A 20,846-nucleotide genomic window follows, 5' to 3' on the forward strand; every position below is an offset into this window, starting at 1 on the left:
CAAGAAAGCCGACGAGAGTCTATTCAACCGGGCGGGCGTGGGCGAAACGATGTTGAACGGACCCAATACAAGGCATGAGGCACAGATGTCGCCCTTGGCGTGTCACCCCCTGAATCGCGTTCTTTTCGCCAGACCCCATCGGCTGTTCTTTCTGATCGGCGCGTGGCAACTCATTCTGAGCATCCTGTTCTGGTTCGTTGTCTTGACCGGCCTTTATCTGCCGGCGCTGCCTGTATTGCCGCTCACCGTCAATGCCACGTCGGCGCATCTGTTTCTCATGCTCTATGGGTTGTTTATCTTCTTTGTGTTCGGTTTCCTGCTCACCGTGTTTCCCCGTTGGCTGGGCACCGCGGAGATCGATCGGCCCCGCTATACCGGAATAGCCGCGCTGTTGACCGTCGGCATGGTTACTTACTATCTCGGCCTGCTGACCAGCCGCGATGTGGCCCTCATCGGCAATGGGCTGTTTGTCGGCGGTTGGGGGCTGGGCCTCTGGACGCTGCTCAGCATATGGCAACGCTCCAGCCGTGAGGATAAGCGCTTTGCGCTGTTTCCACTCGGATGCGTCGCCATGGGCGGTATGGGGGCTGCCAGCCATGCGCTGTGGCTCTGGACATCGCAGGGTGAACTGCTGGTGATTGCGGGGGCCGTGGGGCTCTGGCTCTATCTCGTTCCCTTGGTCATCGCCATCAGCTATCGGATGATTCCGTTCTTCAGTGCTCGTGCGCTGGCAGACTACGCTGCCATCAAACCCCGATGGACTCTGCCCGCCACACTGATTTGCGTACTCACGCACTTTGGGCTGACCGTTTTCGATCAGTCCGAGTGGCTTTTTCTGTGCGATCTGCCGCTGGCTTTCATTGGCGCCTGGCACAGCTATCGCTGGGGGCTGTGGCGCAGTCTGCGGGTGCCGTTGCTCGGTATGCTCCATATCAGCTTCGCCTGGCTGACCGTGGCGATGGGTCTGTATGTCATGCAGAGCCTGTTGCAATGGACCCGCATGCCGCTGGATCTGGGCCTGGCGCCGTTGCATGCACTGGCAATCGGTTTCGTCACCAGCATGCTCGTGGCGATGGCATCTCGGGTCAGCCTGGGGCACTCCGGCCGGCCGTTGACGGCCGACCGGACCACGCTATGGGCCTTCGCCGTGGTCCAGCTCACGGCCCTCGTGCGCGTGCTGGCCGAATTCCCGTTGCCGGGCCATGGCTATGCCTATCTCGGCCTGGTTCTGGCGGCGGCGCTGCTCTGGCTGGCGGCGTTCATCCCCTGGGGGCTGCATTTCGGCGCCATCTATTGTCGGCCGCGAGTGGACGGCGCGCCCGGCTGAGCGGGCCACGCCAGTCCTCAAGAGCTGGCCTTGTGGATACTGACCGGTTCACCGCTGCGGTCAAAGAATACGAAATCCTGCAGGCCTTCACCGATCATCAACGCCCGGGCCATGCGCTCAAGGTGCGGCTCGCAGGCTGACGATGACGGCGGTTGGCCGAATCGTCCCGGCATCACGGCGGTCATCAGGAATTGCCAACTCGATTCGATCGCGTCGGCGGTTTTCGTGATTTCTGCCAACGACAGCGAAGCGGTCACGGGCCAGTCGCGCACCATTACGGGCACCAGACAACCTTCGTCGACCATCGGTTTCGCGGTATCGCGATGGCGCCGATAAGCGACTTCGGCCTTGAGCAGTACTGTCAGAAGCCGGGCGGGATCGGGTTCGGTCCGTGCCAGCGCGATCAGCTGGTCGAACGATTCAAGCGTTGGCAGTGGGGCGGAACAAGCCGTGCGATTCATTGCAGCAACGGGCTGTCGACGGCTTCGATATCCACACCCTGGATATCGGCCTCGGCAATCAGAATTCTCAGATACTGGCTCACCGCCCGGCGCCAGGATCGCTCGCGTAGATAATCGGCGATCAGGGTGCGGACATGATCATATGGTAACGGCACGCCGCCCTGCCGCTCGGCCACGACGACGACATGAAAACCATAGCGGCTTTCCACCGCGCGCTGGGCCAGCCCCAGGGGCAGTCGCAGCACGACGTCTTCCAGCTCGGGGACCGTCTGCCCCCGCCCGACCCAGCCGAGGTCGCCCCCGTTGTCGGCCGAGGGGCATCGCGAATGTGTTCGTGCCAGTTCGGCAAGACGGTCGGGATCGCGTTGTAATATCGCGATCAGTTCATCGGCCTGCTTGCGGGCTTCGATACGGGCCGCGGCGTCGTCCGGCGCGGCTGCAAGCAGAATATGCGACATCCGCACGTGCACTGGCGTACCGAAGCGCTTGCGGTTCGCGTCGAAATAGCGCCGGCAATCGGCGTCGCTCGCTTCGGGCACGACGATTTCGGCCGCCAGCAATTCATCGATGGCCGCGTCCAGCCGCCCATCGGTGGCGATGCTCAAGGCCCGGGCGCGTTGACGCAGCAGCTCGCGGATCGCCAGCCGGCGAGCGGCCTCGGCGCGTTTTTCATCGATCGTGCCGGATTCGACCAGGCCGGACTCGGCATTGATCTGATGTTCGGGCAGCAGTACGTGGTTGACCAATGCCAGCATGAAGAACTCCTAAACCTTGTGTCCGCGCACGACCTGATAGCGCCGGGCGACATAGCGATAGGGCACGCTCCAGATATGCACCAGCCGGGTAAATGGAAATGCCAGAAACACGGTCAGTCCCAGGAACAGATGCACCTTGAACACCCAGTACACGCCGGCCAGATAAGCCGAAGCACCGGGACGGAAGGTGACGATATGCTGGGCCCACTCGGCCAGTGCGATCATTTCGCTCCCATCCAGGTGCTGGGCCGAGATCGGGATCGTGGCCAGGCCGAACACGAGCTGCACGTACAGCAGCACCAGGATGAAGATATCGCCGCGAAGCGACTGCGCGCGGACCAGTCGATGAAACAGCCGCCGATAGAGCAATATGCTCGCGCCGATCAACGCCGCGGCTCCCGCCACGCCGCCGGAGATCATCGCCAGCAACTGCTTGCTGTGGGGAGTCAATCCGAAATACGGGTACAGCGCATGCGGCATGAGCAGCCCGATCAGATGGCCGAAGAACAGGAAGATGATCCCCAGATGAAACAGGACGCTGCCGACCTGGAACAGCATCGAATTATTCAGCAGCTGACTGGAATTCGTCTTCCAGGTGTACTGACTCATGTCGTAGCGCACGAGGCTGCCGAACAGGAACACGGTGCCGGCCAGATACGGGTAGATCTGGAACAGAATGAAATCGGTCGTGTGCATGACCTCAACCTCCCGGGGCGTGTTGCGATGATGGAGCCGCCGTGTCGGAATCCGGCGCCCCCTGACGGGTGGCGCCACAGCGGGTTTGCGGTTGCGTACCGCCAAAGCTCACCGGGGCCTCCATCCACACGGCGTCGATCGCGGCCGGGGTGTCGTCGCGGCTTTCCCGGCTGGCCATCCGGGTGAGGTCGACGGGGGTCGGGTCGGCGCCGATCAGGCGCAGCAATACGGTGAACGCACTGGCATAGCCGCTGCCACGCTCGACCAGGCGCACGCGTATGCGCTGCAGAATATGCGTGGTTTCGGCCAGCCAGTCGTGCGCGGCCGCGTCCGGCAGCTGGGCGCAGAATTCGAGAAAGACCGGCAGGAAATCCGGTAATTCCCGGCTGTCGATGGCCAGGCCATGTTCATGGTAGGCGCGCTTGAGCTCGATCATCGCCGGGCCGCGATCGCGCGATTCGCCGTAGATGTGTTCGAATACATACAGCGACACCTTGCGACCGCGATCGAAGGTCTCGAGGTAGTCCGACTGGGCGTCGAGCAGATCCCGCTCGCCCAGTTCCGTGACGAACTCGGCAATGGCCGCGCGCTCGGAGGCGCTCAATCCTGCTGACGCTTGCAGAATATCGACTAACTCGGCGGCATGCTGCTGGAGTGTGGCGTTCGGATAGTCGAGCAGCCGCGCGAGTGCCTGCAGCGGGCGGGCGAGTTCGCAACTCGGGGCGACGGCGCTCATTTACTCGTCTCCGAATCGGCCGGCGCTGGCCTGGACGCGGGCTCGGGGGCCGACGGCGCGTGCTCGCGCTGTTCCGGGCTTTTGGAGCCGAACAGGTTGCCGCGGGTGACGCCCTGGGTATGGCAGCCGTCGCCGAAGGAAAAACCACAGCCGGCGCGCTCGCCCCATGGATCGGCGGTCGCCTGCTCGCGATGGCCGGTCGGGATCACGAAGCGATCCTCGTAGTTGGCGATGGCCATGGTTTGATACATGTCGTCGACCCGCGCGCGCGTCAGCCCCACCTGCGCCAGCACGGTTTCGTCGGGCGTGCCGTCGACCGTTAGCGAGCGGCGGAACACGCGCATCGCCAGCAGTCGCCGCAGCGCATGGATGATCGGTTCCTCCTCGCCGGCCGTGAGCAGGTTGGCCAGATACTTGACCGGAATCTTGAGCGATTCGACGTCCGGAATCTCGCCGTCGCGGGCGATATTGCCGGCATCGGCCGCCGCCTGTATCGGCGATAGCGGCGGCACGTACCAGACCATGGGCAAGGTGCGGTATTCCGGGTGCAGCGGGAAGGCGACCCGCCATTCCTTGGCCATCTTCCAGACCGGAGAGCGTTTGGCGGCTTCCAGCCAGTTATCGGGTACGCCGTCGGCCCGCGCCTGGGCCTGTATTTCCGGATCGTGCGGATCCAGGAAAACATCCATCTGGGCTTCGTAGAGGTCGGCTTCGTTCGGCACGCTGGCCGCGTCCTTGATCCGGTCGGCGTCGTAGAGCATGACGCCGAGATAACGAATCCGCCCGACACAGGTCTCCGAGCACACGGTGGGTTCGCCGGCCTCGATGCGTGGGTAGCAGAAGATGCATTTCTCGGATTTGCCGGACTGCCAGTTGTAGTAGATCTTCTTGTACGGACAGCCGGAAATACACATGCGCCAGCCGCGGCAGCGGTCCTGGTCGATGAGCACGATGCCGTCTTCCTCACGCTTGTAGATGGCGCCGCTGGGACAGGAGGCCACGCAGGAAGGATTCAGGCAGTGCTCGCACAGCCGGGGCAGGTACATCATGAAGGTGTGTTCGAACTGCCCGTAGATCTCGGTCTGGATGTTGGCGAAGTTGTAGTCGCGCTTGCGCTTGGCGAATTCGCCGCCGAGGATCTCTTCCCAGTTCGGCCCCCATTCGATCTTGTCCATCGGCTTGCCGGTGATCGCCGAGTAGGGCTTGGCGGTGGGCTGGGCCTTGGACGCCGGGGCATTCTGCAGCCGCTGATAGTCGAAGTTGAACGGCTCGTAGTAGTCGTCGATCTCGGGCAGATGCGGGTTGGCAAAGATCTTGGCCAGCAGCCGCCACTTGCCACCCTGTCGGGGCGTGATGTCGCCGTCGTCGCGGCGTACCCAGCCACCTTTCCAGCGATCCTGATTCTCCCAGTCCTTGGGGTAGCCGACGCCGGGTTTGGTCTCGACATTGTTGAACCACGCGTATTCCATGCCCTCGCGCGAGGTCCACACGTTCTTGCAGGTGACCGAACAGGTATGACAGCCGATGCACTTGTCGAGGTTCAGAACTTTGCCGATCTGGGCGCGGATCTTCATGTCGAGACCTCCAAATGAACACGAGTCCTCGTGCGCGCCGGGGCCGTAAGCCTACTGGCAACAAGCGCACTCATCGCACGTAGTCCTGCTGCTCGATGCTCTCGTCGTCGCCCTCGAGCCAGTCGACCCGGTCCATCTTGCGAATAATCACGAATTCGTCCCGATTGGCGCCCACCGGGCCGTAGTAGTTGAAGCCGTAGCTCTGCTGGGCATAGCCACCGATCATGTGTGTGGGCTTGACCAATGTGCGCGTCACCGAGTTGTGGATACCGCCGCGATTGCCCGTGATCTCGGAGCCGGGCGTGTTCACGGTGCGATCCTGGGCGTGGTACATCATCGCCATGCCTTCGCGCACACGCTGCGAGACGACCGCCCGGGCCACGACGGCGCCGTTGACGTTGTAGCCCTCGATCCAGTCGTTGTCCTCGATGCCGGCGCGCTGGGCATCGATTTCCGAAATCCAGATGATCGGCCCGCCGCGCGAGAGCGTGAGCATGATCAGGTTGTCGGTATAGGTGCTGTGGATACCCCATTTCTGGTGCGGCGTGATCCAGCTGAGTACCAGCTCCTTGTTGCCGTTGGGCCGGGCGTCGAGCATCGCCTTCCAGGTCTTGGTATTGACCGGTGGCCGGTAGCTCGCAAAGCCCTCGCCGAAGGCGCGCATCCACTGATGATCCTGGTAGAACTGCTGGCGTCCGGTGAGCGTGCGCCAGGGGATCAGTTCGTTCACATTGGTCCAGCCGGCGTTATACGACACATGCTCGGATTCGATCCCCGACCAGGTCGGTGAGCTGATGATCTTGCGCGGCTGGGCGACGAGGTCGCGAAACTGGATATGTTCCCCCGCCTTGGCCGCTGCCAGGTGGCGATGCTCGCGCCCGGTGATTTTCTCTAGCGCCGCCCAGGCTTTGATGGCCACGCTGCCGTGGGTTTCCGGCGCCAGCGACATCACCGTGTCGCAGGCCTGGATCGCGGTGTCCAGACGCGGCCGGTCGTCGCCGAATTGCGGGCGGTGCTGGGCGCCGAGCTCGGCGACTTCCTCAGCCGTGTCCCAGTTGATCCCCTTGCTGCCGTTGCCGAGTTCTTCCAGCAGCGGGCCCACGCTGGTGAATCGTGCATAAGTAGCCGGGTAGTCGCGCTCGACCTGCTTGATCGCGGGCATGGTCTTGCCCGGTAGCGGGTCGCATTCGCCGCGGTACCATTCGGCGGCGTCGAACGGCTGGCCCAGCTCGCCCGGCGTGTCGTGCAGCAGCGGCAGCGTGACCAGATCCTGTTCGACGCCAAGCCGGCCCTGGACGACCTGCGAGAACGCGCCGGCGATGCCTTTGAAGATGTCCCAGTCCGAACGCGATTCCCAGGCCGGATCGACCGCCTCGGACAATGGATGGATGAACGGATGCATGTCCGAGGTATTCAGATCGTCCTTTTCGTACCAGGTCGCGGTGGGCAGCACGATATCCGAGTACAGGCAGGTCGAGGACATGCGAAAGTCCAGCGTGACCAGCAGATCGAGCTTGCCCCGGGGCGCTTCGTCGTGCCACACGACTTCCTCGACGCGCTGGCTGCCCTGGGTGCCCAGGTCCGGCCCCTGCACGCTGTCGTCGGCACCCAGCAGGTGCTTGAGGAAATACTCGTGGCCCTTGCCCGAGGCGCCCAGCAGGTTCGAGCGCCAGATGAACATATTGCGCGGCCAGTTTTCCGGCGCGTCCGGGTCCTCGCAGGCCATACGGAGTTTCTTGGTGCGCAGCTGCTCGACCACGTATTCGGCCGGATCGCGGCCGGCCGCCGCGGCTTCGCGCGCGATTTCGAGCGGGTTGCGGTTCAATTGCGGCGCCGAGGGCAGCCAGCCCATGCGTTCGGCGCGAACGTTGTAATCGATCAGGCTGCCGCGCCATTGCTCGGGATCGGCCAGTGGCGACAGGATCTCGCCAACGTCGACCTGTTCGTAGCGCCACTGATCGGAGTGGGAATAGAAGAATGACGTGCCGGCCATTTGGCGCGGCGGACGCATCCAGTCCAAGGCAAAGGCAACCGGCAGCCAGCCGGTCTGCGGGCGGAGTTTCTCCTGGCCGACATAGTGCGCCCAACCCCCGCCGGATACGCCCACACAACCGCACATCATCAACATGTTGATGATGCCGCGATAGCTCATGTCATTGTGATACCAGTGATTCAGGCCGGCGCCCAGAATCACCATCGATTTGCCGCGGGTCTTGGCGGCGGTTTCGGCAAAGCGGCGTGCGGTCCGAATCACGTGCGCCGCGGGCACGCTGGTAATCGTTTCCTGCCAGGCCGGTGTATAGGCGACATCATCCGCGAAGGTACGAGCCGCCGTATCGTCGTCGAAACCGCGGCCGACGCCGTAGTGGGCGACCATCAGATCGAATACCGTGGCGACCCGCACGTGTGTGCCGTCGGCCTGAGCAAGTCGCTTGACGGGAACCCGTCGCCACAGGATGTCGCGCTGGGTATTGGACGTGAACTGTTCGTGCTCGACGCCACCGAAATACGGGAAGGCGACCGCGGCGACCTCATCGGCATGATCGAGCAGCGTCAGCCACGGGTGGATATCGGCGTCGTCGGCCGTCTTCTCCTCGAGATTCCAGCGGCCGCTGCCATCCCAGCGAAAGCCGGCCGCGCCCTGCGGCACGGCGGGGGCATCGGTGGTCTCATCCCAGATCACGGTCTTCCAGTCACCGTGCACAGGAGCCGCGCCGCTCAGATCGCTGGCGCGGACGAATCGGCCCGGCACCAGGCCGTCTTCGTGGGCGTCGAGCCGGACCAGCATCGGCATATCGGTGTAGCGCCGCGCATAATCCTGGAAATACGGGTCGGGATTGTCGACGTGGAATTCCTTGAGGATCACGTGGCCGAGCGCCATCGCCAGCGCGGCATCGGTGCCTTGCTTGGGCGACAACCACAGATCCGCGAATTTGGTGGCCTCGGCATAGTCCGGGGAGCAGACCACGATCTCGGTGCCGTTGTAGCGGGCCTCGGTCACGAAATGGGCGTCGGGCGTGCGCGTCTGCGGCACGTTGGAGCCCCACATCATGATGAACTTGCTGTTGTACCAGTCGGCGGACTCCGGCACGTCGGTTTGTTCGCCCCAGGTCATGGGGGAGGACGGCGGTAGATCGCAGTACCAGTCGTAGAACGACAGGCAAACCCCGCCGATCAAGGACAGATAGCGCGCCCCGGCCGCGTAAGAGAGCATCGACATGGCCGGGATGGGCGAGAAACCGACCACCCGGTCCGGCCCCCAGCGTTCGATGGTGTGCACGTTGGCAGCGGCGATGATCTCGTTGACCTCGTCCCAGCTCGACCGAACCATGCCGCCAAGTCCGCGGCGCTTCTGATAGCTGCGCCGTTTGGCTTCGTCGTCGACAATCGACGCCCAGGCATCCACCGGGTCGGCGTGTGCGGCGCGTGCCTCGCGCCACAGCTTGATCAGGGTCGCACGTACCAAGGGATACTTGAGTCGATTGGCGCTGTAGATATACCAGGAATAACTGGCGCCACGCGGGCAGCCGCGGGGCTCGTGGTTGGGCAGATCGGGCCGGGTACGGGGGTAATCGGTCTGCTGGGTCTCCCAGGTCACCAGCCCGTCCTTGACGTAGATCTTCCACGAGCAGGAGCCGGTGCAGTTCACGCCGTGGGTCGAGCGCACGATCTTGTCGTGCTGCCAACGCTGGCGATAGCTTTCTTCCCAGGACCGGTCGTCGTGATTGACCTCGCCGTGGCCGTCGGCGAATGCATCGCCCTGGCGCCGGAAATAGGTCAGTCGATCGAGGAAATGACTCATGGACGGGCTCCTGATGCGATCGCGCAGGTAGCGGTGTCGTGCGCTGGGGCCTGTTTCGCCCTCATGCCGACGCCTTGCTGGGTGTGGCAGCCGGTTGCCTGCGCTGCTGGCGTTTCATGGCGGCCATCAGCACGCCGGTCAGCGCGATGCTGGCGAGCGCCAGACCGATGTAGACGGAAAAGCCCCAGGCATAACCGCTTGGCCCGAACCATTCCACGAATTGCCCGAGTAGCGGCGGTACGGCGAAGCCGCCCAGGGCGCCGAGCCCACCGACCCAGCCGGAGGCGCCGCCGACGGCATCGGGTACGTAGCGCGGCAGCATGCAGAACACCGCGGCATTGTTGACGCCCATCCCGATGGCGATGCAGATTTCGCCGGCGATCGATAACACGAACGTGCCCGAGAATGTCATCAGCAGGGCGCCGAAGAGCAGCAGCGTCAGCGATGCCACCGCGACTTTTTCCCCGCCCAGTCGGTCGGCCCAGCTGCCGCCGGGAACGCGAATAAGCGACGACAGCAAGGAAAAGCCCGCGGTCAGCTCCACGGCGGTCCAGTGGGTGGTATGAAAATACGTCTGCCAGTAGGTCGCCAGCCAGGCCGTGAGCGCCAGAAAGCCGCCGAACGTCGTGAAATAAAGCAATACCAGCGGCCACGTCCGCCATTGCCGGGCCGCTTCCACGAGCGTGCGGAAGGCATTGTCCTGCGGGAATAGTTCCTGACCTGCCTCGGTGGCGGCTTGACGCGCGTCCTCTCGCGACAATCCCTGCTTGCGGAGCTGGAAATAGCCGGCGTTGTGGCTTAGCCCGAAGTAAAGCGCGACGCCGATGACCACGATGGCGATCGACAGCATGTAGGCCGCCCACAAGCCCCAGAATGCAATGATCAGCGGCAGTATCAGCGCCACCAGCCCGGGTGATGTATTGCCGAGCCCGGCATAGGTACCCAGCGCCCAGCCTTGCCGCTGCTTGGGAAACCAGTAGGAGACCTGCCCGATACCTACCGAGAACGTGGCAATCCCACAGCCCCCCAGCGCGCCGAAGAACAGCAGCAATGGGTAATACGATTGAGTCAGATGGGCCGGATACAGGCTGATCAACATCCACCACAGGCCGGCGATGCCGAGCACCGACATCACCAGCAGAATCAGGAAAGGTAGCTTGCCCCCGTTGTTGTCGACCCAGGCACCGAACGGGATGCGTAGCAGCGAACCGGTGAGCATCGGAATGGCGACGAGGAAGCCGACCTGGCCGGGGCTGAGCTTCATGACTTCGATGAAATTCTGGGCCGTCGGCCCGAACAACGAGACGGCCCCGAACCCGATGAAGAACCCGAGGGTGGCACCGAACAGTGCCTTCGACGGGCTGCCGGCGATCGACTGCGCACGAGTGGAAAGTTGATCGCCTATGGCCATAGTCAGGATCCTGAAGCCATACGCAGGCCGCTCTGATGGCCCGAATATGTGTAGGAATGGGATTCAGTAGTTTCGGATCAGAGGCTACCTCGCTGGCGAGAACTTGAAATTGACGAAGATCAAGTAGGCCTCGACGCTGTTGTCAGGATCTGAAGTTCCGCTGCCTCGTGGTATCCGGGTATCTTTCGCTGTATCGCGCTTTTGGCGTGGGGCCGGGTCTGGCGCCGGGAGTAGTGGCAAGCTTGCGGCGCGCCATCGACCTCGCCGCCTGGCGGTCCACGTCACAAGAGCCGGGGCCGTCACGCGACGATTGGCGTGCCCGGCTTGTGCGTTCAGGCCATGCAAGTGCGCGGTGCCCGCGGTGCGCCCGGACTCTGCTGATCGCGTCGCCGCTGATTGACACGGCGTGCAGCGAAATGGCGTGATCCAGGCAGGATTCTGCCGGAGCAGGGCATGCGCATCAGACTGAAGCGGATATACGACGATGTGGCCGATGACGACGGCTATCGGGTTCTCGTCGATCGGATATGGCCGCGCGGCGTCGCCAAGAAAAACGCCAGGCTCGATGCGTGGTCCAAGGAACTGGCGCCGTCGAACGAGCTGCGGCGATGGTTCGGCCATGATCGCGAGCGCTGGGAGGCGTTTTGCCGGGCCTATCGGGCGGAACTGGATGAATGCGATCCACAGGCGATCGATGAGCTGCGTCGCCGCGCCGACACCGAAGGCTTGACCCTGTTATTCGCCGCCCGCGATACCGAGTGCAACAATGCGGTGGTGCTGGCGGATTATCTGGAGAGCCGTTGATGGGTGACGAAGGCGATCTCGTGTTGGCCGAGCGCGTCCGATCGGCGTGCGTCGAGGCGGCGCGGCTGGGTTATGAAGATGCCGCGATGTCGGGCCTGTGCGGCGAGGGTGCATTGGAGGCAGCGATCGGCGCGATTGAAAAGCTCGATCTGCGCGAACTGTTGCCGGCACCGCACACCGCGCAAGACAAGGAATGCTGAAGTGCGCGGCTTATTAACCCGGCACAAAAATAGATGATTTTTCGGGTTAATAGCGCGCGTATGCGACCGCATGCTCGCTGCGGCCATCGGCCGCGAAGCCTTCAAAAATAAAAGACGGACAGGCGCCGGCTTTTATTTTTGAAGGCGTTGAAAACAGCTGATGAAGTCAGCTGTTTTGATGCCGGATTAATAATTGAAATTCCGGCTTAGAGCAGCTTCTGCCTCCGCCACAAGCCGAGCGATGATCTCGCCGGCCGGCGCGATCTGTTCGATCAGGTCGATGGCTTCGCCGGCGAACAGCACGGCGGTGTCGGCATCGCCTTCGGCTACGGCCTTCCGGTAGCGCTCGCGTTCGCGTGTGACCTGATCGGCCAGAGCCGATTCACGGTGGTGCCAGTCCTGGGTGAAGCGATTGTCGATCACGCGGCCGGTATAATCGCCCCAGTCATAGCCGCGCACGATATCGAATACGCGCGTGCGCAGGGTCTGGTCTCCGCCGGAGCGCGTGATCGCCTGTTTCGCGGCCTCCAGACCCAGGGCTTCGGTGCTGGCATAGAACCGGGTGCCCATGAGCACGCCGCACGCGCCGAGCATGAGTGCGGCGGCCAGCCCGCGGCCGTCGGCGACCCCGCCGGCCGCGACGACGGGCACCGGGGCCACGGCGTCGGCCACCGCCGGTACCAGGCTGAAGGTGTTGCGCGTTGCGCCGTGGCCGCCGCCTTCAGTGCCCTGTGCGACGATCAGATCGGCGCCGATTTCGGCGGCGTGTCGGGCATCGGCAAGGTTCTGGATCTGGCATATCACCAGAGCTCCGGCCTAGGGCCTGTTGCCGTTTCGTGCGAGCGCCGCGTTGGCGTCCGCAAATCGTGTCCGGCAAGGCGCGAGCCGCCGCGTCGTGGCGTGCCACGACCCAGGCTTGCAACGCCGCCGGGCGCGATTTGCGGCCCAACCCTTAGGGACAAGCGCTGTTTTGCGGCAATCCAGCGTTGTAGCTCTCTCACGTAGAATGATTACGCTACGTTCGCTACGCCTCGTCTTGCCGCAAAACAGCGCTTGGCGCGGACTCGTACGAAACGGCAACAGGCCCTGGTACGCGTGGGACGTATTTCGCGCAGTCGCCAAAGGAGAACATGATGGCCGCGGGGCCTTGTGCAAGCGCCTGATCGAGCAGGGCCGGCTGCTCGTGCAAAGCCCAGGTGATGAAGCCGACGCCGAAACGACAATGCCGGCAGTAGGCCATTTCTTGCGCCAGCCAATCGGCATCGCCGTAACCGGCGCCGATCAACCCAAGTCCGCCCGCGAGGCTGACCGCGCGGGCAAGCGCCCCGCCGGAAACGCCGCCCATGGGGGCAAGCAGGATCGGATGTTCAATATCGAACTGGCGGGTCAACGCGGTGTGCATAAACGCCTCCTGGGTTGAATGGCACAAGCCCGTAACGGTCGCGCTCGGTTACCGTAGACGCGTTAAGCGCCCGGATGAAACAGTTCCTGTTTGTCTGGCTTGTGGCCGCTTCGCGGGGCGGTCAGACGAATGGCGCGACCCGATCGCGGAGAAGCGCCGCTGACTGCGCGAGGGCAGCGCGTTCGGGGCCGTCGAGCGCCATTTCGATCACCCGTTCGACACCGGCGCGCCCGACCACGCAGGGCACGCTGAGATAGAGGTCCGACACGCCGTAGGCGCCGTCGAGAGCGGTGGAGACCGTGAGCACGGCGTGGTCGTCGTTCAGGATGGCCGCGCAGATGCGATCCAGCGATAACGCGATCGCATAGCTGGTATGGCCCTTCGCACGGATCACCTCGTAGGCCCCGTCTCGCGTGGCGCGGGCGATGTCTTCGCGTTGCGCGGCAGGCAGCGCCAACGGTGCGCCCGCTACATGCGCATGGCTCCAGACCACGAGCTCGCTGTCGCCGTGCTCGCCGATGACGTGGGCATGGACGTGCCGGGCATCGACGCCGAGCACCTCGCCCAGCCCCCAGCGCAGGCGGGCGCTGTCGAGTACGGTGCCCGAGCCGATCACCCGGCTATTCGGGCGGCAGGCGTGGCGCGCCGCGATCTGGGCCAGTGTATCGACCGGATTGGTGGCGATCAGCAGCACGGTGTCCGGGCCCATGTGCTGCTCGGCGGCCGCAACGATGGAGGCCATGATTTGTCCGTTGCGCTCGAGCAGCGCCTCGCGCGACTGGCCGGGTTTCTGGGCGGCGCCGGCGGTAATGATCACGATGGCGGCACCGGCGCAGTCGGCGTAGTCACCGGCGCGCACTCGGGCGCCGCCGGCCAGGGCCTGGCCATGTTGCATGTCGAGCGCTTCGCCGCGGGCGCGTTGTTCGTCGATATCGACCAGCACGATATCGGGCGCCCGTTCGCGCAGATACAGCGTATACGCCGTATCGGCGCCCACCGCGCCGGCGCCGATGATGACGATGCGGGGTGTGCGGGAAACGGTCATGGGAATTCGCGGGCGTTGAATCGTGTCCGCAGACTAAACCATGGCGCCCGATGGGCCTTGATGCATATCAACCAACGCGGGCTCTTTGTTGCTCGCGAGTCGCTGGCGTCTTGAATGCAGCGCCGTGCGTGCCGGAATACGCTAAATCCTGAAGTGTCGTGTCTGTATTTTCGTCCCGCCGGCGCCGCGCCGGGTGCTCTTCTCTTGGTTGCTTCTCTTGAGCAAGCAAGAGAAGTGACTCGCGCTGCAGCGCGAAACCGGAGGTCGGCGAAGACGGGTGGCTCGAGACTTTTATCAGGACTCGTTCGGCATTTCCGAACCAGTAAGCCGTCCATTCGTCCAGCGCCGTGCCTGAGCCGTCAGAATCCGCGGGCGTCATCGTCCGAAAATCTACGATGAACCACGAAAAAGCCCGGCCGGGGCCGGGCTTCGTGCGTGATCGCCCGCTGACGGATCAGGCGGTCTTGCTCTGATAGTAGTCCATCAGAATTTCGGCCACCTCCGGGCGCGAGAATTCCGGCGGCGGGGCGATGCCCTGACCGAGCATCTCGCGCACCTTTGTGCCCGACAGGATCACGAAGTCTTCCTTGCTGTGGTCGGGCGCGTCGGACATCATCACAACGCGGCCGAGTTTCTTCGAGAACGCCGTGTGATCGGCCTTGAAGATCTCGATTTCCAGCGCGTCGTCCGGCACTTTCTCGTCGAAGATAGCCTGGGCGTCGAAGGCGCCGTAAAAGTCGCCCACGCCGGCATGGTCGCGGCCGACGATGAGATAAGAGCAGCCGGCGTTCTGGCGGAACACGGCATGCAGCACGGCTTCGCGGGGCCCGGCATACATCATGTCGAAGCCGTAGCCGGCGATCATCACCGAGTTTTCCGGGAAATAATGCTCGACCATCTTGCGGATGGCGGCATCGCGCACGCGCGCCGGCACATCGCCGGGTTTGAGCTTGCCGAGCAGCATATGCACCAGCACGCCGTCGGCGCCGGTGGCCTCCAGCGCCATCTTGCACAGTTCTTCGTGCGCGCGGTGCATCGGGTTGCGGGTCTGGAAGGCCACGACCTTGTCCCAGCCGCGCTCGGCGAATTCGTCGCGGATCGAGGGTGCGGTGCGGAAGGTATCCGGGAAGTCGTGCTCGAAGTAGGAGAAATTCAGCACCTGGATCGGGCCGTGCACGATATAGCGGCCCAGGCCCTTGAAGGTGGCCACGCCGGGATGCGCGTCGTCATCGGTGCCGAAGATGTGCGTGACCATCTCGGTCATCTCGGCGTCCGAGATTTCCTCGATGCCGTCGACATCCTGCACTGCGATCGCCGGGGTGCCTTCGACGTTCGGGTCGTTCAGCGCGATGCGCGCCGCCCCCCGGATCGGTTCCGGGTCGGCCACGATATTCACGATCGGAATCGGCCAGAACAGGCCGTCGGCGGTGCGCATATCCCGCGCCACCGACATCGCGTTGGCTTTGTCCATATAGCCGGTCAGCGGATTGAAATAGCCCGCGCCCAGCATCACCGCATTGGCCGCGGCGGCTGAACTGACCGTAAGCTGCGGCAGCTCGCGCGCTTCCTGGACGAGCTGGTTGCGCGCTGTCTCGTTGGCCACGAACAGCGGATTGAGCGTTTCCGAACCGTGGGGTTTGATCATGAGCATTCCGCGTGGGTGTTTCGCGGCCGAAGACCGATCGCCCGCGTCGGCTTTTTATGCCGGTGCGTTATGGCCGCGATTCGTGTTAAAGCAAAGGAGTCTAACGACGTGCCGAAAGGCGCGGCAACCCGGAAGTCGGGTCTAACGTCATGCCGAAAGGTTTGGAGGCGCGCTGGGCGGCGCCGGGTTACGAGTCCTTCTTGCGCCCGCTGGTGTCGTTCTCGCAGTTGGCGGCCTGGCATTCGCCGTAGAGCACGAGCGTGTGCTTGGACAGGTCGAAGCCGGATTTCTGCGCGAGATCGCGCTGGCGCTGCTGCATTTCGTCGTCGAAGAATTCCTCGATCTTGCCGCACTTCACGCAGATCAGATGATCGTGCGGGCCCTGCTCCAGCTCGAACAGGGCATGGCCATCCTCGAAATGATGACGGATGACGAGCCCCGCGTCCTCGAACTGGGACAGCACGCGATAGATCGTGGCCAGGCCGATGTCTTCCTCGTTGTCGAGCAGCTTGCGGTAGACGTCCTCGGCCGACAGATGATCCTGTCGGTTCTGTTGCAGAACCTCCAGAATTTTCAGGCGCGGCAGCGTAGCCTTGAGGCCCGCCTTGCGCAGATCGCTGGTTTCCATACTCGACACCTCGAAAACGCTCACGTGGCGTGGCGCAGGGCCGCGCCGGCGGCTGACGATTCAGCGGCGCGGGTGGCTGTCAGCGCCGATCGTAGCTCAACGCCTCGCCGATACAGCCTTGGCTAAGTTTACCGTCATGATACGCGGCTTGACCAGATACGAAAGTCGCCATGACCCGGGCATCGAAGGTGTGCCCGTTGAAAGGCGTCCAGCCGCACTTGGCCAGCACGGGTTCGTCGTCGACCACGGTGCGCGCGCTCGGGTCGACCAGGACCACGTCGGCCCAGTAGCCCTCGCGCAGATAACCGCGTTCGGCGATATCGAATCGCTCCGCCACGTTATGGGCCATCTTCTGGACCAGTTGCTCCATGCTGAAATGACCGGCCGAGACCTGATCCACCAGCGAGATCAGCGCATGCTGAACCAGCGGCAGCCCGGCCGGGGCCGAGAAATAGGGGTTGTCCTTGTCGGCGCGCACATGCGGCGCATGATCCGTGGCCAAGATATCGATGGTGTCGTTGGCAACGGCTTTCAACAGGGCGGCGCGGTCTGCGGCGGTCTTGATCGCCGGGTTGCACTTGATCAGCGTGCCGAGGCGTTCGTAATCCGCGTCGCTGAAGAACAGGTGGTGCACGCAGGCTTCGGCCGTGATCTGTTTCCCCGTCATCGGGCCGGGCGTGAACAGGTCCAGTTCCTCGGCCGTGGTGATGTGCAGGATATGCAGCCGGGCGTCGTGCCGCGTGGCCAGGTCGATGGCTTTTTTCGACGAGGCCATGCAGGCGGCCCTGGAGCGGATGACCGGATGCTGGCTCATCGGTACGTCCTCGCCGAAGCGCGCACGGGCTTTTTCCGCGTTCGCCTCGATCATGGGCGTGTCCTCACAGTGCGTGAGGATGGTCAGCGGCGAGTGTTCGAATATCGCCTCCAGCGCGGCCTCGTCGTCGACCAGCATCTTGCCGGTGGAGGCCCCCATGAATATCTTGATGCCCGCCGCGCGGGTCACGTCGACCGACTTGATCGCCTCGATGTTGTCGTTGGTCGCGCCGAGATAGAAACCGTAGTTGGCCGCGCAGCGGCCCCGGGCCATTTCCAGCTTGGCCAGCAGGGCTTCGTTGTCGATCGTCGGCGGCTGGACGTTCGGCATGTCCATGAAACTGGTGATGCCGCCGGCAACCGCCGCGCGCGATTCGCTGGCCAGGTCGGCCTTTTCGGTCAGGCCGGGCTCGCGGAAATGCACCTGATCGTCGATCATGCCGGGCAGCAGATAGCAGCCCGCGCCGTCGATCACCCGGGCATGCGGCGGCGCGGCGATCTCGCCGTCGATGCGCGCGATGCGACCGTCGGAGATCAGCAGGTCGGCGATGAAGCGTTCGCCCTCGTTAACGAGGGTCGCGTTGGTGATCAGGGTGTCGGTCATGGTCGCACCGTTACGATGAGTCGGTTGAGCGTATCAGGGACGGGCCGCGTGGCTGCGCGTCGCGATCGCGCCCTTGCCCACGCCCTCGTAGGCGCGCACCGCCACCAGGTGGCCGGGATGGCGTGCCGCGAGCTCGCTGGCGATATGGTCGGCGATGTTCTCCACGGTGGGCGGCCCCTCCAGCAGCACGCAGCGCGCGGCCGCGATGTCCAGCGCGAATTCGCCCTGCGGCGCCCTATAGCCGAAGCCCAGGCGTTCCGCATCGGCCGGCGTGGTCAGGTCGGCCCGATGGCCGATGAACACGCCCTGCCAGGCTTTGGCCCAGGCCTGGGCGATGTCGGCGCGGGCCACGCCGTCGATGGTCACCGCCAGCCGGCAGCGATGGCCGTGCGCCAGCCGCTGGCAGTTGCCATCGTGGGCCGCCAGGCCGTGCGTGTAGTCGTAGGCCGCGTCGCTAATGGATTCGGCGCGCAGGTCGATCTTCAGCGCTTCGACGTTGGCGGGCAGTTTCGGGCCGACGCGTTCCTCCAGCCAGCGGGCCAGCGCCCGGGGTTCGATCGCGGCCGTGTCGAACACAGTGGTCGCGCTCGCCGGCCCGACATAGCGGTAACGATCCCCCGACCTGGTGGTGAAATCGATGCGATAGCCGTCTATCGTGGCGCCCGGTACGCGCGCGGGCACCAGCAGACGATGATCGACCAGGGCATCGATCTCGGCTTTGAGCAGCCGCTTGGCCGGGCCGAAGTCGAACAGCATGCCGTCTTCGCCGCGCCGCCCGGTGAGCGTGGCATCGACCAGCCAGGTGGCGCCGCGCAGGCCGGCCTCGGCGTCGAGCACGCCGCAGTCGATATGCGTGACGTGTTCGACGAACAGTTGCAACGAGTGATCGTTCGGGTTCACGACACCTCGGGCAGGGCAATGCCGCGCTCGGGCAGCATGATCGGGATGCCGTCGTCGATACGATAACCGGTGGCACGGTCGCGGGTGACCAGCAGGGCGGCGACGCGTTCATTTACCGCGCTGCCGTCGGCGTATACCGCCGAGCCGTTGTCGATGGCGGCGTTGAGCGCGTCGATTTCGGCCGATTCCGCCAGCGACAGCGAGAGTCCTGTCACCGGGCAAACCAGAATCTCGAGCAGTTGCTTGTCCATGGGTAGGGCCGGCGTGGCTAGACTTGTGCCTAGTTTAGGGCCTGTGGCCGTTTCACGCGACACCGGGCCGGCGTCGGCGTTTGGCTACATGCTGAGCTTGAGGCCGATCACGGCGACCACCAGCCCGGCGACCCATGCCAGCCGTGCCGGACGCGCCGATTCGCCCCAGAACACGATGCCGATGAGCGTGCTGCCGAGCGCGCCGAGGCCGGTGAATACGCCGTAGGCCACCGCCATCGGCAGATCGTTCATCGCAACATGCAGACACGCCAACCCGCAGGAAAAAGCCACGCCGGCGATGAGCGCGCCCGAGACGCGGCGCCCATGACTGATGCGGGCGAAACCGACCACGCCCACGATCTCGCAGGCGCCGGCGGCCATAAGCCAGAGCCAGGCCATGTCATGCCTCCGGCCGGCGATCGCCGGTCTTTTTCAGCCCGACGATGCAGACCAGCAACAACACGAGGAAGCCGTAAGTCGCCGGATGCAGTGGCGTATCGAATACCACGGCTTCGAAGAGCACCGTGCCGACGGCGCCAAGGCCGACGAACAATACATACACGGTAGTCGCCGGCAGATCGCGCGTCGCGCCCAGCGCCAGCGCCACACTGGCCACGGCGCAAATCACCGTGGCGGCCCATGCCAGGGGCGATGCGGCCAGCTTCAGGCCGGCAACCCAGCCGATTTCGGTACCAGCGCCCAGCGCCAGCCAGAACCAGGCTCTCATTGCTTACTCCGCTAACGAACGGTCGGTAGTTTAACAATCCATGATTCGCCGTGGCCAGTGTTCCGAGTGGCATGCGACCGGATCGGTAACACAGTGGTTGGCATGCCGAGTGCAGCCTGAAATCGCGCTATCTGGCGGCAGGGCTTGAACGCCGAATGACCGTGCGCCGCGCCTCGGCCGACAGGATTTCGGGCCGCTCATAAAACCAGTCAGGGCGCCGATACGGCGACCCGCGCCTTGTCTCGACGGATTTGCGGTCTCCAACGCGGCACGTGTACGAAACGGCAACAGACCCTAAAATGAGACGATCAATAATCATTCGTTCCGTTCACAGCGTGCGGTGGTCGCGGCGTCGCATGACATCCAAAACCCGCAAGGCCCTGCCATGAGCACTTCGTCTGCCTCCCGAGCTACTGTTGATCGCGTCCACGACATTGCGTTGTCGTTGTTCGCCCGCCACGGCTACGACGGCATGAGTCTGTCGCAGCTCGCCAGCGAAGTCGGTATCCAGAAGCCGTCGCTGTACAACCACATCGAGAGTAAGCAGGCGTTGTTCATGGCGCTGGTCGAGCGGGTCGAGGCGGCGCTGTTCGCGGCGCTCGACCACAGCCTGACCCGGCATGCCGGCGCCGACGTGCATACGCGGTTGTTCGAACTGGTGTGCGATCTGTCGCGCTTCATCCTGGTCGAGGCACAGGGCGTGTTCTACAAGCGCTATCTGCTGTTCCCGCCCGAGCCGCTGGCCGCCGAGGTGCGGGCCGTGACCGGGCGGGGCGAGGCGCGTATCAACGCCGCGCTGCACGATATCTATGCCCAGGGTGTGCGCGACGGCGTGTGGCCGGAACTCAGCGAGCGAGGCTTCCTCGATGCGTTCTATTGCCTGATGGACGGCCTGTTCAGCGAACGCTTCATGTACTCCGTGGATGAGTACGACCGCCGCGTCGCCTCGATCTGGCCGATCTTCTGGGCCGGACTGACCGCGCCCCAGGACTGAATCGCTGGGCTGCAACAGGACAATATCGGTTCCAGAGTGCTGCCGCACAGCCGCCGGCGCCATCGCGGCGA

21 protein-coding genes are annotated in these 20,846 nt (G+C 64.1%); 4 read left to right on the forward strand and 17 right to left on the reverse strand.

The annotated features are described in order from the left end of the window. Positions 1–85: 85 nt before the first annotated feature. The gene (locus SALB1_RS07470) at positions 86–1,327 is read left to right on the forward strand and encodes an NnrS family protein (protein WP_179950716.1); all 1,242 of its coding nucleotides are present in this window, start codon (positions 86–88) and stop codon (positions 1,325–1,327) included. Positions 1,328–1,344: 17 nt separating this feature from the next. On the opposite strand, the gene SALB1_RS07475 is transcribed toward SALB1_RS07470, so the two are convergent. The 7 genes from SALB1_RS07475 to SALB1_RS07505 form a co-directional block, all read right to left on the reverse strand. Beyond that, positions 1,345–1,788 (reverse strand): hypothetical protein, encoded by a 444-nt coding sequence (locus SALB1_RS07475; RefSeq protein WP_109993298.1) that lies wholly within the window; start codon positions 1,786–1,788, stop codon positions 1,345–1,347. Beyond that, on the reverse strand, positions 1,785–2,543 hold the full coding sequence (locus SALB1_RS07480) for a peptidylprolyl isomerase (protein WP_109993299.1): 759 nt from the start codon (positions 2,541–2,543) through the stop codon (positions 1,785–1,787). The genes SALB1_RS07475 and SALB1_RS07480 overlap by 4 nt, the downstream gene beginning before the upstream one ends. A gap of 9 nt (positions 2,544–2,552) precedes the next feature. Beyond that, positions 2,553–3,239: a respiratory nitrate reductase subunit gamma gene (gene narI / locus SALB1_RS07485; RefSeq protein WP_109993300.1), complete on the reverse strand. Its 687-nt coding sequence runs from the start codon at positions 3,237–3,239 to the stop codon at positions 2,553–2,555. A 4-nt stretch (positions 3,240–3,243) separates the two neighbouring features. Then, positions 3,244–3,975, reverse strand: coding sequence for a nitrate reductase molybdenum cofactor assembly chaperone (narJ, locus tag SALB1_RS07490; RefSeq protein WP_109993301.1), 732 nt, complete (start codon positions 3,973–3,975; stop codon positions 3,244–3,246). After that, positions 3,972–5,549 carry a nitrate reductase subunit beta gene (gene narH / locus SALB1_RS07495; protein WP_109993302.1) on the reverse strand — a complete coding sequence of 526 codons (1,578 nt, stop codon included), beginning with the start codon at positions 5,547–5,549 and terminating at the stop codon, positions 3,972–3,974. Before narH ends, narJ begins: the two co-directional genes overlap by 4 nt. Positions 5,550–5,619: 70 nt before the next feature. Further along, entirely contained in the window at positions 5,620–9,351 is a 3,732-nt protein-coding gene (locus SALB1_RS07500; RefSeq protein WP_109993303.1) for a nitrate reductase subunit alpha, read from the reverse strand. 61 nt (positions 9,352–9,412) lie between these two features. Next, complete coding sequence (locus tag SALB1_RS07505; protein ID WP_109993304.1) at positions 9,413–10,762, reverse strand: nitrate/nitrite transporter; 1,350 nt, start codon at positions 10,760–10,762, stop codon at positions 9,413–9,415. Positions 10,763–11,215: 453 nt separating this feature from the next. Between SALB1_RS07505 and SALB1_RS07510 the strand changes: the two genes are divergently transcribed. Next, a complete protein-coding gene (locus tag SALB1_RS07510) occupies positions 11,216–11,566 on the forward strand; it encodes a DUF488 domain-containing protein (RefSeq protein WP_109993305.1) in 351 nt (116 codons plus the stop codon). After that, complete coding sequence (locus tag SALB1_RS07515) at positions 11,566–11,766, forward strand: acetyltransferase (RefSeq protein WP_109993306.1); 201 nt, start codon at positions 11,566–11,568, stop codon at positions 11,764–11,766. Before SALB1_RS07510 ends, SALB1_RS07515 begins: the two co-directional genes overlap by 1 nt. A 186-nt stretch (positions 11,767–11,952) precedes the next feature. On the opposite strand, the gene SALB1_RS07520 is transcribed toward SALB1_RS07515, so the two are convergent. From SALB1_RS07520 to SALB1_RS07565, 10 genes are all read right to left on the reverse strand, one after another. Further along, positions 11,953–12,570 (reverse strand): nitronate monooxygenase family protein, encoded by a 618-nt coding sequence (locus SALB1_RS07520; protein WP_199678724.1) that lies wholly within the window; start codon positions 12,568–12,570, stop codon positions 11,953–11,955. A 220-nt stretch (positions 12,571–12,790) separates the two neighbouring features. Continuing rightward, positions 12,791–13,168: a nitronate monooxygenase gene (locus SALB1_RS19700; protein ID WP_109993308.1), complete on the reverse strand. Its 378-nt coding sequence runs from the start codon at positions 13,166–13,168 to the stop codon at positions 12,791–12,793. Between the two features lie 121 nt (positions 13,169–13,289). Further along, positions 13,290–14,219, reverse strand: coding sequence for an L-lactate dehydrogenase (locus SALB1_RS07530; RefSeq protein ID WP_370453249.1), 930 nt, complete (start codon positions 14,217–14,219; stop codon positions 13,290–13,292). A 448-nt stretch (positions 14,220–14,667) separates the two neighbouring features. After that, positions 14,668–15,858: a sulfate adenylyltransferase gene (sat, locus tag SALB1_RS07535; RefSeq protein ID WP_109995328.1), complete on the reverse strand. Its 1,191-nt coding sequence runs from the start codon at positions 15,856–15,858 to the stop codon at positions 14,668–14,670. Between the two features lie 187 nt (positions 15,859–16,045). Then, positions 16,046–16,486 carry a ferric iron uptake transcriptional regulator gene (fur, locus tag SALB1_RS07540; RefSeq protein WP_109993310.1) on the reverse strand — a complete coding sequence of 147 codons (441 nt, stop codon included), beginning with the start codon at positions 16,484–16,486 and terminating at the stop codon, positions 16,046–16,048. Between the two features lie 79 nt (positions 16,487–16,565). Then, positions 16,566–17,903, reverse strand: coding sequence for a dihydroorotase (locus SALB1_RS07545; RefSeq protein WP_109993311.1), 1,338 nt, complete (start codon positions 17,901–17,903; stop codon positions 16,566–16,568). Positions 17,904–17,936: 33 nt separating this feature from the next. Further along, the gene (locus SALB1_RS07550; protein WP_109993312.1) at positions 17,937–18,803 is read right to left on the reverse strand and encodes a 6-carboxytetrahydropterin synthase; all 867 of its coding nucleotides are present in this window, start codon (positions 18,801–18,803) and stop codon (positions 17,937–17,939) included. Continuing rightward, positions 18,800–19,054, reverse strand: a complete 255-nt coding sequence (locus tag SALB1_RS07555; RefSeq protein WP_109993313.1) for a Trm112 family protein — start codon at positions 19,052–19,054, stop codon at positions 18,800–18,802. The genes SALB1_RS07550 and SALB1_RS07555 overlap by 4 nt, the downstream gene beginning before the upstream one ends. Positions 19,055–19,138: 84 nt before the next feature. Beyond that, positions 19,139–19,453, reverse strand: coding sequence for a multidrug efflux SMR transporter (locus SALB1_RS07560; protein ID WP_109993314.1), 315 nt, complete (start codon positions 19,451–19,453; stop codon positions 19,139–19,141). Position 19,454: 1 nt separating this feature from the next. Then, complete coding sequence (locus SALB1_RS07565; protein ID WP_109993315.1) at positions 19,455–19,781, reverse strand: multidrug efflux SMR transporter; 327 nt, start codon at positions 19,779–19,781, stop codon at positions 19,455–19,457. 385 nt (positions 19,782–20,166) lie between these two features. Here SALB1_RS07565 and SALB1_RS07570 point away from each other — a divergent pair, with 385 nt between their 5' ends. After that, positions 20,167–20,775, forward strand: coding sequence for a TetR/AcrR family transcriptional regulator (locus tag SALB1_RS07570; protein WP_145961274.1), 609 nt, complete (start codon positions 20,167–20,169; stop codon positions 20,773–20,775). Positions 20,776–20,846 lie beyond the last annotated feature (71 nt).

The sequence above is a fragment of the Salinisphaera sp. LB1 genome, assembly GCF_003177035.1.
Taxonomy (GTDB): Bacteria; Pseudomonadota; Gammaproteobacteria; order Nevskiales; family Salinisphaeraceae; genus Salinisphaera.